The organism is Microbispora sp. ZYX-F-249 (assembly GCF_039649665.1).
Lineage (GTDB): Bacteria > Actinomycetota > Actinomycetes > Streptosporangiales > Streptosporangiaceae > Microbispora > Microbispora maris.
Map to the genome: position 1 here is coordinate 160,730 of NZ_JBDJAW010000005.1, position 12,578 is coordinate 173,307.

Here is a 12,578-nt window from a genome sequence, read left to right on the forward strand (position 1 = left end):
GGGCTCGAAGAGGCGGTCAGACGAGTGGGGCGGGGTCGCCGGGGGTGAGCAGGCGCCGGGTGGTCTCCAGGCCCCACGCGTCGAGGCCGTACAGGCGGTCGCCGGAGGCGCGCAGGCCGCCGTAGCGCTCCACCGTGCGGGCCCAGTCCTCCCGGCGCTCGACCTCCGAGCGGAGCATCAGGCAGTCGGGGTCGTTGATCCAGAACCTGCCGTGCTGCCAGGCGCGGGCGACGGTGTTCCTGGTCGCGTTGGCCTGGCTGGGCTCGGTCGGATGCCCGGTCGGGCTCTGCCAGTAGGCGGCGATGTCGGGGCCGACCCGCATGGCGTCGACCATGCCGACCGAGGGCAGGATCGGGGCGCCGCAGCCCAGCAGGTACGCCTCCGGCCCGATCGCCTCCCGGATGAGCCGCAGGCCGCGCCGGTAGGCCTCCACGCCCGTCACGTCCTCGTGGCGGCGGCCCTCCAGCGCCCCGGCGTAGACGAAGTCGATTTTGACGTAGTCGACGCCCCAGCCGCGCAGGGTGCGCAGCACGTCGGCCAGGTATTCGGCCGCGCCGGGGTGGGTGAGGTCGAGCGCGGCGCAGGAGTCGCCGAGGACGTCTCCCGCGACCACGGGTTCTCCGCTCTCCGGATCGGTGACCAGCCATTCGGGATGGGCCGAGAACAACCGGCTCGCGCGCGCCACGACCATGGGGGCGATCCAGATGCCGGCCCGCCGTCCGTGGTCGCGGATGCGGCGCAGCAGACCGGGCAGGTCCTCGAAACGGCCCGACGAGACCAGCCAGTCGCCCGGCGCCGCCTGGTAGCCGTCGTCGATCTGCACCACGTCCACGGGGAGTGCCAGATCGTCCATGGCCGCGAGGTTCTCTTCGACGTCCCGCTGCGTGACGCCGGAGAAGTACTGGTACCAGGAGCACCAGACCGTGGGCGACGGGCGCGGGCGCACACCGCCGGCCTCCCCGGCGAACGCGTCGCCCCACCGGGCCAGTGCCGCCTCCAGGCCGCCACCGGCCGTCGTGTGGCGCACCGGGGCGTCCGCGGCGATCACGACCCGCCGGCCGTACGGCCGCGCCTCGACGACCGGGACGCGGGCGGCGGCGGTCTCGGCCCCGAACACGTGGACCGGCCCGCCGTCTCCGGGGTCGACCGCCAGCAGCCCCTCGCCCCGGAACACGCCCTCGTCGGGGGCCGAGCAGTAGTGGCAGTCGATGACGAGCGAGTTCGGCAGCGTCACCCGATAGGGCACCTCGGCCAGCGGGAGGGGGGCCGTCAGGCTCCAGGACTGCCAGCCCTCGGCGTACACGCGGGCCCTCGCCGGGTCCACGTCCAGTGCGGTAATGTCCTCGGTCGCGACTCTCATCACGACCAGTCCAGCCATGAACCGGTTAAGGGTCAAGATCTGTCTCACCGCGTGGACGGCCCCTCCCGGTCAGGCGGCGACGGCGCCCTCCACGATCTGCTCTCTCAGCGGCGCGAGGGCGCCGGCGATGGATCCGATCGTCTCGGCGTCGACGCCGCACGACTCGAGCGCCCCGGCCAGATGGAGGACCACCTGGCCGAACTCCTCGGCGGTGATGCCGAGCCCGGCGTGCGCCTCGCCCATCGACTTGCCCCGATACTCCTGCGGGCCGCCGAGCGCCGCGGCGACGAAGCTGCGCTGGTGCGCCTTGAGCTTGGCCATGTCCGTGTCCGCGAAGTAGCCGCGCAGCATCGGGTCGGCGACGACCCGCGCGTAGAACACCTCGACCACGGCCGCGACCGCGTCCGAACCGCCGATCCGATCGAAAATGGACCCCATACGCTTTCCTCCCGCGCCGATGTGACCTCGTGCCCACGACGATCGCCACGGATCGTTACGCACCGATGACGGGACGGAAATACGTGCGTAGCGGGGCGCTCACCCGGTCGACACGACCGAAAAGGCCACACGCGGGTGCCGGTTGTCGCCCCAAGTAGTTGCCAGATCCCACTGGCCACGGGAGGCAGGCGGGGATACGGTTCCCACCGGGAAGGACCTTTTTCACCATCACGACAAGAAAAGCGTCAGCGAATTCAGTCTCGATATACCGCGCCATTTCGGGGTTGCCGACGCTTGAGAGCGATGTCTACCTTTGACATCAAATGCAACTCGGGGGCGAGCGGCGGGGCAGCAGGGGGCGGCGTGGCGGAAGAGATGGTGCCCAACCCTCGCCACGCACAGCTGGTGGAACTTCTCAAAGAGGTACACAACCGATCTCAGGAGGTCGGGCACGCATATCAGCGCGTCCACGCGTCGATGCAGTCCGGCACGGTCTGGACGGGGCCGACCGCCGCGAAATGGGCTACCGAGGTCGCCGATCGGCACCACCGCCTGGCGCGGCTCGTACGGCAGATGACCCACGCCATCGAGGAGGAGATGCACCGGCACCCGGCGATGGTGTCCCGCTCCCAGGCCGAGCTCATCCGTCGCCGGCTGACCGGACGCCCCTGAGCCGGGCGCCACGCGAGGAAGGACGCGATGACATCCCCCAGCGGCGACTTCTGCGGCATCGACCCGGCGGCGATGAACGCCATGGCGGCCGACCTGCGCCAGGCGTCCGACCGGCTCACCACCTTCGCCACCGACTTCGAGGGGCTCTTCCGGGCCAACGGAGTGAGCACCACGCCACTCGCGCAGATCGCCGCCATCGCCGACTGGGGCAGAAGCCAGGCCCCCACGCTGTCGGAGCGGGCCGAGCTGATCAAAGCGCTGAACGGGACCGGCGACCACACCTTCGCCCACCTGCCCGACGCGCTGGACAGCCTCGCGGCCGGCCGAGACCTGGGCCTGATGTACGGCACCGGCATCCTCACCAACCCCGGCATCAGTGCCGAGACCAAGGGCGAGCTCTCTCACCAGCACATCAAGGAGATCGCCGCACTGGCCAAGGACCCCGCCGCCGCCGCGGCGTTCTTCGCCACCCTTCCGAAAGAGGTGCGCGAGGCGTTGCCCGACCTGCTCGCCTCGACGGGCAGCCCCACCGCCAAGGAGGATCTGGCCGCCTTCGGCGCCGCCCTGGGCGCCGCGCTGCGCGCACCCGGCCGCATCCCGGCCATGGAGAAGGTGAAGGCCGAACTGCTGAGCAGACCGGCCGACCGGGGTGTGGCGTGGAACCGGCTGGCGCTGCTGGCCGGGGCGAAGGCCCCGGCCGATGTCCGCGTGGCCGCCGCCCGCGCGCTTGCGCTGGACGATTTCACGAAGAATCCGCGGCAGGAGTGGCGGGGCGGCAGCCCGAGCCTGTCCCGGACGTACGGCTACTCCCCCGACACCATCGCCCTCGCGCTGGAGGTGCTCGCAGGGGACGGCAAGGCCGCGCGGGCCGCCTTCGCCCAGATGGGCGGCGACGGGGTCACGCTCACCCAGGTCGAGAAGATGAAGCAGTTCCTGGGCTACGCCAAGACTCGTGGGACAGGTGACCAGGTCGCCGACGCCTTCGGCCGGGTGATGGAGTCGGGCAGCGAGGCCACGACGGAGAAGCCGGGCAAGCACTCGGCGGAGGCCGCGGCGTTCGCCCTGGACGCGATCCTGGCGACCGGTTCCTTCGGCAGGGACCTCCCGAACTCCGCTCGGGACTCCATGGCCTCGATCGCCACGTCGTACATCCACGAACTCGCCTCCGGCGCCCGCTTCGACAAAGCCGCCTACCGGACCTCCGGCATGACCCGGCCCGACGAGTGGATCCCGATCCCCGGCGTCACTCCTGCCTTCTACCTGAGCCCCGGCGACACCTACCGCTTCCTCCAGACGTTCGCCGGCGAAGAGCGACTCACCGACAACTTCGACAAGACCGCCGCGCGATTCCGTTACGACATCCTGACGAACGCGGCTCGGTTCGAAGCCGACGAGAAAAGTGATCATCTCGAAAACGCCTCCCAGATGTTCGGAGACCTCGGCGGCATCGAGTTCAAGGCGGCGCTTGAGGTTCGAGGCGAGAAGGACGCCACGGACAGTCTGCTCAGGGACCTCACCAAGAACACCATGGGCCTGGGCATCGATCAGCTTCCAATCGCGGGCGCCGTCATCGAGGCAGGCTGGACGCTGACGAAAACCTATGTCGCGAGCAAATTGCTCGACAATTGGGCAGCCAGTTTCGAGACCCGCGTTCAGGCACTGACCGAAGCGCGGGCAAATTTCACTCTTCGCCAGAAGTACGACATGGCGTACCTGTTACATGAGGCGGGTTACCCGGCGAGCAAACCACCGAAAGAGCTGATCAGCGCGGAGACTCGCCGTCTCAAAACATTCGACGAACTGATGCTCGAAGCCAAGCAAGAGGCGACTCGCACCGGAAAGAACCGGGAGACCGTCCTCCGCGCGAAGCTGACCCCATACGAACGATGGATGGACAGCAACGAAGCCCTCGACAAACAGGTTGAGAGGTCTTCGCGCGCGCAGACAAGCGAGTTGGCCAAGGAACTCATCCGCACATGGGATTGATGCCTATGACCTTGGCAGGCAGTCGGTCTTCGCGACCAGCCGCCAGGTTGGCGACTCCGGCACCACGATCACATTGACAGTGATCCCGGGGATATCCTTCCTACCTGCGATCAATCGCGCGTCCTTCCAGTCCAACTGCGACAAGTCGTAGGTCACTGTGTAGTGAAGGAATGAGGAGAGAGTGCTCTCCATCACCCGCTCAGCCTGGTCAAGGTGACTATCCACATCAGAGCTTTCACGTTCGTAGTCAGCGGTTGCCCGTAGCACCCGCTGAAACTTTCCCTTATCACAGGGAAGATCCTGGTCAGGGCGCTGCACGATCCGCAGGTTGCTGTATGGCTTCTTCAAAAGGCTGTCGCTCTGCAGGCGGTGCGAGTCTTTCTGGAGCTCTGTGGTGGCCGCCTGCAGGGTCGGACCTGAACCACACCCGGAAACCATTCCGCCGAGCAGGAGAAACGCCACCGCGATCCGTGCAACGCGCACGCCTCTACCTCCAGCGAGTAGACAGGCAGACAACGCAATCTTGACCCAAATCCCCACCCCTCGTCATCCCGTCGAATAATTCAGCGGGCAGAGCCTCGAGGAGGCCTTGGGAGCGCAGAGCGATACCAACGGCTCGGTCTCGGTGGTCGGTCTTGTGGGACAGCGAGACGGTGCCCGCCCCCCGATGGGCGCGGGCACCGGTCATGGGGAGGGTCAGTTCCTTCCGGCGACGCGCAGGGCGCTCCGGATCGCGGGCCCTCGTGCCGTCACGGTTCGAGGCTGTCCGGGATGGAGTCCGAGCGGCCCTTCGGACGCTCGGTGCGGCCGTGGGCGTCGTAGATCTTCACCCAGCGGATGCCGGGAAGCCGCTTGAGCGTGGGCATGATCTCGTCGGCGACGGTGAACGCCGACCCTCCGCTCGTGACGGAACCGGTGAGCCGCACGTGGGCGACCCCGTCCCGGACGACGACCGAACGGACGCCGGTGGCCCCCGAGGCGACGAAACGCAGGCCCTTGGCGTACTCGGCCTGCGTCGGCCCGGCGAACAGCCGCTGGAGCGCGCCGCGCGCGGTGGACGGCGGCGTCACCGGCCGCGACACCGCCACGGTGTACGGCCCCCGCCCCGCGGCGTACGCCCGGGAGTCGAGGAAGTACGTCCCCACCGGCACGGTCCGGTAGGGCGTCTTGACGTCCACGACCACCCGGCTCGGGCGAGTGAGGGTGTAGACGCGGTAGGACGACTTCCGGGCCAGGCCGATGCCGAAGGTGAGCTCCGCCTCGAAGTCGCCCGCGTTGACGACCTGGATCACGCCGGGCAGCGCGAAGGTCTCGCGGGCGGGCCCGTAGGTGGGGCGCCCGTTCAGGTCGTGGCCGGCCGCGCCGCCGAAGCGGAGCCCGAGGATCGCGTCACCGGCCACCGGGACCGTGCGGCCCGAGCCGTCGGCGATCAGCCGGGACACGTAGCGGGCGCTCCGCCGCGCCGGGAGCGGCCCGCCGAACTCGAAGACGACCCGGTCCAGGCCGGGATGGTGCGAGGCGCGTACGTCGACCAGGGTCGCCACGCGGGGAGCCGCATGGGCGGCGGCGGCCGGACGGACGGACGTGGCGGCGGCCGGGGTGGCCGGGACCGCCAGCAGGGTGGTCGCGCTCACCAGCGACACGGCCAACGCCGCGAGCGAGCGCTTGGGGGGCAGAAACATGAGGGCTCCTCTGCCGGGTTCCTTTCGCGAGTTGGGGGACCCGCGGGCGGGCGCCCGGACCCGTTTCCGGCACCGGCGCCCAATTGAAGTATCTCCAGGTGGACGGGGATCGGGACGGGCCTTTCGGCCCGACTTACCTTCCCCGTTGACGGCGACGTGGGCCGTATGTAACATCTGGGCAACCTGATGTAAGAAATTTGCATCTACAAATCGAGACTTTGCGGTCCCCCGCAAGTTCCGGCAGGAAGCACTGCGTCCGTGCGCCCCGCCACCGTCACCTTTCGCATGAAAGGACTTGAGGTGATGTCGGCCACGGCAGTGGGCAACCGGTCGCCGCCGCGACCTCGTGCGCCCCGGTCTTCGAAATCCCCCCACGACCGCGGATCGGATGGCCCGCCGGTCGGTTCCTGCCGGACAGAGGAACGCCAATGTCGAAAACGCACGTCCCCTTATCGCGCCTGATCGCTGTGGTGGTCGCGGCCTGCCTGCTCGCCGTGGCCGCGCCCCTCTCCCCCGCCTCGGCCGCCGGCGGCCCCAACCTCGCCGCCGGCAAGACCATGAAGGAAAGCGCCCACGCCGACGTGTACGGCGCGGGCAACGCCAACGACGGTAACCAGGCGACCTATTGGGAGAGCGCCAACAACGCCTTCCCGCAGTGGCTCCAGGTGGACCTCGGCTCGGCCGTCAGCATCAACCAGCTGGTGTTGAAGCTCCCCAACCTGTCGGCCTGGCAGACCCGCACGCAGACGCTGTCGGTGCTGACCGGCACCACCGACAACCCGACCACCACGACGGTCCCCTCCGCCGGCTACACCTTCAACCCGGCCGGCGGCAACACCGTCACCATCGACTTCACCGCCACCACCGCCCGGTACGTACGGCTGAACATCACCGCCAACACCGGCTGGCCCGCCGGGCAGATCTCCGAGTTCGAGGTCTACGGCCCGGGCGAGCCCGGTGGTGACGATCAGAAGCCGACCGCTCCGGGCACCCTGGCCTACACCCAGCCCGCCTCCGGGCAGATCCGGCTCACCTGGAACGCCTCGACCGACAACGTGGGGGTGACCGGGTACACCGTCTACGCCAACGGCACGCAGCGCGGCGCGGTGGCCGGCAACGTGCTCACCTACACCGACAACCAGCCCGACACCGCCACGGTGTCCTACTACGTGACCGCCAAGGACGCCGCCGGCAACGAGTCCGGCCCGTCCAACACCGTGACCCGCACCGGGACCGGCGGGCCTGGCGGCACCAACCTGGCACTCGGCAGACCGATCACGGCCAACGGCTCCGTGTTCACCTTCGTGGCCACCAACGCCAACGACAACAACACCGCCACCTATTGGGAGGGCGCGAGCGGCGGCTACCCCAACACCCTCACCGTGGCGCTCGGCGCCAACGCCGACATCTCCCAGGTGAACGTCAAGCTCAACCCCGACAGCTCCTGGGGACCGCGCACGCAGACGATCCAGGTGCTGGGCCGCGAGCAGAGCGCGTCCGGGTTCACCAATCTGACCAGCGCGACCCAGTACTCCTTCAGTCCGGCCACCGGCAACTCGGTGTCCATCCCGGTGAGCGGCCGGGTCGCGGACGTGCAGCTGAAGTTCACCGGCAACTCCGGCGCCCCGGCGGGCCAGGCGGCCGAGTTCCAGGTCGTCGGCGTCCCCGCCCCCAACCCCGACCTGACCGTCGGCGGCCTCAGCGCGTCCCCGGCCTCCCCGGCGGAGACCGACCCGGTCACGCTCACCGCGACCGTCAAGAACATCGGCAACGCCGCCTCCGGCGCGACGAACCTGAACTTCTACTTCGGCACCACCAAGGTCGGCACGGCGAACGTCGGCGCGCTCGCGGCCGGCGCCTCGGCCACCGTGACGGCGGACGCCGGCCGGCGCGACGCGGGCAGCTACCCGCTGAGCGCCAAGGTCGACGAGTCCAACGCGGTGATCGAGCAGAACGAGACCAACAACTCCTTCAGCGCCTCGTCGCCGCTGGTCGTGCGGCCGGTGGACAGCTCCGACCTGGTGGCCTCGCCGGTGAGCTGGTCGCCGGGCAACCCGGCCGGCGGGACCCCGGTGACGTTCACCGTGGCGATCAAGAACCAGGGCACGGTCGCGACGGCCGGCGGCGCCCACGGCGTCACGCTGACGATCGCCAACGACGCCGGGACCGTGGTGAAGACGCTGACCGGCTCCTACAGCGGCGCGATCGCGGCCGGCGCCACGACGAGCCCGGTGAACCTGGGCACGTGGACGGCGGTCAACGGCAGATACACGGTGAAGACGGTGCTCGCCGCCGACGCGAACGAGCTGCCGGTCAAGCAGGCCAACAACACCTCCAGCCTGCCGTTCTTCGCCGGCCGCGGCGCGAACATGCCGTACGACATGTACGAGGCCGAGGACGGCGTGACCGGCGGCGGGGCGACGGTCGCCGGTCCCAACCGGACCATCGGCGACCTGGCGGGCGAGGCGTCCGGCCGCAGGGCCGTGCGGCTCACCACGACGGGCAGCTACGTCGAGTGGACGACCAGGGCGAGCACCAACACCCTGGTCACCCGTTTCTCGATCCCGGACGCGCCGGGCGGGGGCGGCACCGACGCCACGCTGAACGTCTACGTCAACGGCAGCTTCCTCAAGGCGATCAACCTGACCTCGAAGTACGCCTGGTTGTACGGCGACGAGGCGAGCCCCGGCAACTCGCCGAGCGCGGGCGGCCCGCGGCACATCTACGACGAGGCCAACGTCATGCTCGGGACGACCGTCCCGGCGGGCAGCAAGATCCGGCTGCAGAAGGACGCCGCCAACACCTCCACGTACGCGATCGACTTCGTCAACCTGGAGCAGGTGTCGGCGATCCCCAACCCCGACCCCGCGGCGTACGCCGTGCCCGCCGGGTTCACCCACCAGGACGTGCAGAACGCGCTCGACAAGGTGCGGATGGACACCACGGGCAAGCTCGTGGGCGTCTACCTGCCGCCGGGCGACTACCAGACGTCGAGCAAGTTCCAGGTGTACGGCAAGGCGGTCAAGGTGGCCGGCGCCGGGCCGTGGTTCACCCGGTTCCACGCGCCGTCGACGCAGGAGAACACCGACATCGGCTTCCGGGCGGAGTCGTCGGCCAACGGCTCGGTGTTCTCCGGATTCGCCTACTTCGGCAACTACACCACCCGCATCGACGGGCCGGGCAAGGTGTTCGACTGGCAGAACGTCGCGAACATGACGATCGACAACATCTGGGTCGAGCACCAGGTCTGCATGTACTGGGGCGCGAACACCGACAACATCACGATCAGGAACTCGCGGATCCGCGACACCTTCGCCGACGGCGTCAACATGACCAACGGCAGCACGGACAACCTGGTCTCGAACATCGAGGCGAGGACGACCGGCGACGACAGCTTCGCGCTGTTCTCGGCCATCGACGCGGGAGGCGCCGACGAGAAGAACAACGTCTACGAGAACCTGACCGCGATCCTGCCGTGGCGCGCGGCCGGCCTCGCCGTCTACGGCGGGTACGCGAACACGTTCAGGAACATCTACATCGCGGACACGCTGACCTACTCCGGGATCACCATCAGCTCGCTCGACTTCGGCTACCCGATGAACGGCTTCGGCGCGAGCCCGCCCACCGTGTTCGACAACATCTCGATCGTCCGCGCGGGCGGCCATTTCTGGGGCCAGCAGACCTTCCCGGCGATCTGGCTGTTCTCCGCCTCGAAGGTGTTCCAGGGCATCCGGGTCAGCAACGTGGACATCGTCGACCCGACGTACTCGGGGATCATGTTCCAGACCCAGTACCTCGGCGGCCGGCCGGTCAACCCGATCAAGGACACCGTCTTCACCAACGTCTCGATCTCCGGAGCGCGCAAGAGCGGCGACGCGTTCGACGCGAAGTCGGGCTTCGGCCTGTGGGCGAACGAGATGCCGGAGCCGGGCCAGGGCCCGGCGGTCGGGTCGGTGACCTTCGACAACCTGAGGCTCAGCGACAACTACCAGGACGTCAGGAACACGACGTCCACCTTCGCCATCGACATCAGACCCTGATCACATGAAAGGCGCCGCCGGAGAGACTCCTCTCCGGCGGCGCCTGCTTCGCGGAAACGCTTCTCAGGGATGTGTCACGAGCAGCGGGTGCCGTTCAGCGTGAAGCCGGTCGGGTTGCCGTTCGAGCCGTTCCAGGTGCCCTGGAAGCCGAACGAGACGTTGCCGCCCGCCGGGATCGAGCCGTTGTACGACAGGTTCCTCGCGGTCACCGTGGACCCGTTCTGGCTGACGTCGGCGCCCCAGTAGCCGGTGATCCTCTGCCCGTTCGGGAAGGAGAAGCCGACATTCCAGCCGTTCACCGCGCTGGAGGAGGTGTTGGTGACGGTCACGTTGCCGGTGAACCCGCCCTGCCACTCGTTCTTGCTGTAGCTCACCCGGCAGGCGCCGCTGCCGTTGCCGCCGGTCGGCGAGACGGCGGGGGACGGCGAGGGGTTCTGCACCACGCCGCCGATGCTGTAGGAGAAGTTGTTCACCGCGAGGCCGGCGCCGCCCACCCAGGGCTCGAATCCGGCCTGGACGCTGGTGAGGTACCACGACCGCTGGGCGTAGCCCCGGTTCACCATGTCGTCGAAGAAGGTGCGTACGGCGAAGCTGATGGAGTTCGTCGCTGAGGTGCGGACGTAGGAGACGACGTTCCAGCCGGTGTTGCCGTACCAGACGTCCCACGTCCCGCCCGCGAGGTTGACCGTGCCGACCTTCGAGCCGACGGGCTGGACCGAGCCGGTGTGGTTCAGCCAGACCATGAGCTCGGCGCCGGTGTTCTGGCCGTCCCGGCGCGCCGTGGGGTCGAACCAGATGTCGTACGCGGCGTCGTAGACCCCCGAACCCGGGTAGCTCATGCTGACGCTGGTCTGGACCGTGTTGAACTGGCTGTTGCTGACGGCGAGGGGCAGGCCGCTGCCGCTGGAGCAGTTGGCGTAGTGGCAGCCGGCGTAGATCGCCGGATAGGACGCCGGAGCGCCGTTCTGCGCCTTGTTGTGCCCCGCCTGCGTCACCGTGAAGCCGGTGTTGGTGACGTTGATGCACTGCTGGGCGTCGCTGCCCCAGACGTTGTTGATGACGACGTACTTGCCGCCCTGGATCGTGGTCGATCCGTACTTCTCGCAGATCGTGGTGTCCGCGTGCGCCGCCTGACCGACGACGAGCGACGCGGCGACGGAGGCCAGCATGGCGAGGCCCGCCGTGATCATTCGCATCCTCATGTTCCGGACCATAGACATCGGGCCAAGACGGGCGACATGGGACGTTTTAATCGACAACGCGGACGAAATCCCGACCAGCGACAACACCCTTACCGTGAGTGAAACTTTCACTTACACGTCTTGTCCGGCTGCCGGACGACCGGCGTACGCCGTCCCCCCGCTGGGGAGGATGGCCACAGGAGGAGGTGAGGCGATGGCCGTCACGGTCCGCCGCGTGTACGAGGACCCCGCGCCCGGGGACGGAACGAGGGTGCTGGTCGACCGGGTGTGGCCGCGCGGCCTCACCAAGGAGGCCGCTCATCTGGACGAATGGGTCAAGGACGTGGCGCCGTCCGGCGAGCTGCGCTCCTGGTACGGCCACGTCCCGGAGAGGTTCGCCGAGTTCCGCAGCCGCTACCTCGCCGAGCTCGGCGACCCCGAGCGGCGCGCCGCCCTCGACCGGCTGCGCGGGCTCATGGAGGACGGGCCGCTGACCCTGCTCACCGCGACCAGGGACGTCGAGCACAGCCAGGCCGCCGTCCTCGCCGAGGTCCTGTCCGAACCCGGCTGACCCGCCCCACCCGAGCTGGGGGAAGCCCTCCCGGGTTCAGTGGGTCGCGCGGGTCCGGTGGCCGCCGGTGAGGTGGAGCCGGACCATCGCGGGAAGGCGGCGCAGGCCGAGCGTGGTGCGCAGGTTCGGGACGGCCTCGTCGTGCAACCGCGTGACCAGGGCCCCGATGTCGGCCGGTTCGACGGCGGAGACACCCAGGTCGAGGCGTGGGTGATCGGACGGGCCGCGCAGCACGGCGTGCGCCCTGCGCACGTCCGGATAGGCGCTGACCTGCTCGGCGAGGGCCTCGCTCGCGGGATGCGCGTCGACCTCGGTGACCCCCGCCGTGCCGGACTCGAGGCGCAGTCTGCGCAGCCGGTCGACTCGCAGCAGCGCGAGCAGCCAGGCCAGTCCGATGAGCGCGAGCACGACGCCCACGGCGGCCAGGACCGGCCAGAACCACGGCGTCGTCGCGGCGAAGCTCCTGGTCCCGGCGTCCAGCACGGGCCGCCGCGCGGCGGCGCCACCGAAGGCGCCGAGCGCCCGCGCGAGCGCGAGGCCGCCCGCGACCAGCGGCACCAGCCCGCACAGAGCGAGCCCGATGCGGTTGCCCTTGCCCGATCTCGTCCTCACAGCCGATCTCCTCCAGCCTCTGCCCGCCGGAGTGCG

At 69.3% G+C, this 12,578-nt stretch carries 10 protein-coding genes; 4 read left to right on the forward strand and 6 right to left on the reverse strand.

Annotated elements, in window-relative coordinates; translation table 11 throughout:
* Positions 1 to 16: 16 nt before the first annotated feature.
* Both AAH991_RS09015 and AAH991_RS09020 read right to left on the reverse strand, forming a co-directional pair.
* Complete coding sequence (locus AAH991_RS09015) at positions 17 to 1,360, reverse strand: glycoside hydrolase family 36 protein (protein WP_346225297.1); 1,344 nt, start codon at positions 1,358 to 1,360, stop codon at positions 17 to 19.
* A 69-nt stretch (positions 1,361 to 1,429) separates the two neighbouring features.
* Complete coding sequence (locus tag AAH991_RS09020) at positions 1,430 to 1,798, reverse strand: group I truncated hemoglobin (RefSeq protein WP_346225298.1); 369 nt, start codon at positions 1,796 to 1,798, stop codon at positions 1,430 to 1,432.
* Positions 1,799 to 2,161: 363 nt separating this feature from the next.
* Between AAH991_RS09020 and AAH991_RS09025 the strand changes: the two genes are divergently transcribed.
* A complete protein-coding gene (locus tag AAH991_RS09025) occupies positions 2,162 to 2,470 on the forward strand; it encodes a hypothetical protein (protein WP_346225299.1) in 309 nt (102 codons plus the stop codon).
* 72 nt (positions 2,471 to 2,542) lie between these two features.
* The gene (locus AAH991_RS09030; RefSeq protein WP_346225300.1) at positions 2,543 to 4,456 is read left to right on the forward strand and encodes a hypothetical protein; all 1,914 of its coding nucleotides are present in this window, start codon (positions 2,543 to 2,545) and stop codon (positions 4,454 to 4,456) included.
* Between the two features lie 3 nt (positions 4,457 to 4,459).
* Here AAH991_RS09030 and AAH991_RS09035 read toward each other — a convergent pair whose 3' ends face one another.
* Positions 4,460 to 4,939: a hypothetical protein gene (locus tag AAH991_RS09035; RefSeq protein WP_346225301.1), complete on the reverse strand. Its 480-nt coding sequence runs from the start codon at positions 4,937 to 4,939 to the stop codon at positions 4,460 to 4,462.
* 266 nt (positions 4,940 to 5,205) lie between these two features.
* Entirely contained in the window at positions 5,206 to 6,138 is a 933-nt protein-coding gene (locus AAH991_RS09040; protein ID WP_346225302.1) for an AMIN-like domain-containing (lipo)protein, read from the reverse strand.
* Between the two features lie 428 nt (positions 6,139 to 6,566).
* Between AAH991_RS09040 and AAH991_RS09045 the strand changes: the two genes are divergently transcribed.
* Entirely contained in the window at positions 6,567 to 10,178 is a 3,612-nt protein-coding gene (locus AAH991_RS09045; protein ID WP_346225303.1) for a galactose-binding domain-containing protein, read from the forward strand.
* Between the two features lie 74 nt (positions 10,179 to 10,252).
* Here the strand turns inward: AAH991_RS09045 and AAH991_RS09050 are convergent, their stop codons facing one another.
* Positions 10,253 to 11,380, reverse strand: a complete 1,128-nt coding sequence (locus tag AAH991_RS09050; RefSeq protein WP_346225304.1) for a glycoside hydrolase family 12 protein — start codon at positions 11,378 to 11,380, stop codon at positions 10,253 to 10,255.
* Between the two features lie 193 nt (positions 11,381 to 11,573).
* On the opposite strand from AAH991_RS09050, the gene AAH991_RS09055 reads away from it, so the two are divergent.
* Positions 11,574 to 11,930, forward strand: a complete 357-nt coding sequence (locus AAH991_RS09055) for a DUF488 domain-containing protein (protein ID WP_346225305.1) — start codon at positions 11,574 to 11,576, stop codon at positions 11,928 to 11,930.
* Between the two features lie 36 nt (positions 11,931 to 11,966).
* Here AAH991_RS09055 and AAH991_RS09060 read toward each other — a convergent pair whose 3' ends face one another.
* Positions 11,967 to 12,542 carry an Asp23/Gls24 family envelope stress response protein gene (locus AAH991_RS09060; RefSeq protein WP_346225306.1) on the reverse strand — a complete coding sequence of 192 codons (576 nt, stop codon included), beginning with the start codon at positions 12,540 to 12,542 and terminating at the stop codon, positions 11,967 to 11,969.
* Positions 12,543 to 12,578 lie beyond the last annotated feature (36 nt).

Coding starts and splice junctions, on each gene's coding strand:
- AAH991_RS09040 (WP_346225302.1), bottom strand. CDS start 6,138: ATGTTTCTGCCCCCCAAGCGCTCGCTCGCGGCGTTGGCCGTGTCGCTG.
- AAH991_RS09030 (WP_346225300.1), top strand. CDS start 2,543: ATGAACGCCATGGCGGCCGACCTGCGCCAGGCGTCCGACCGGCTCACC.
- AAH991_RS09055 (WP_346225305.1), top strand. CDS start 11,574: ATGGCCGTCACGGTCCGCCGCGTGTACGAGGACCCCGCGCCCGGGGAC.
- AAH991_RS09050 (WP_346225304.1), bottom strand. CDS start 11,380: ATGAGGATGCGAATGATCACGGCGGGCCTCGCCATGCTGGCCTCCGTC.
- AAH991_RS09015 (WP_346225297.1), bottom strand. CDS start 1,360: ATGAGAGTCGCGACCGAGGACATTACCGCACTGGACGTGGACCCGGCG.
- AAH991_RS09020 (WP_346225298.1), bottom strand. CDS start 1,798: ATGGGGTCCATTTTCGATCGGATCGGCGGTTCGGACGCGGTCGCGGCC.
- AAH991_RS09045 (WP_346225303.1), top strand. CDS start 6,567: ATGTCGAAAACGCACGTCCCCTTATCGCGCCTGATCGCTGTGGTGGTC.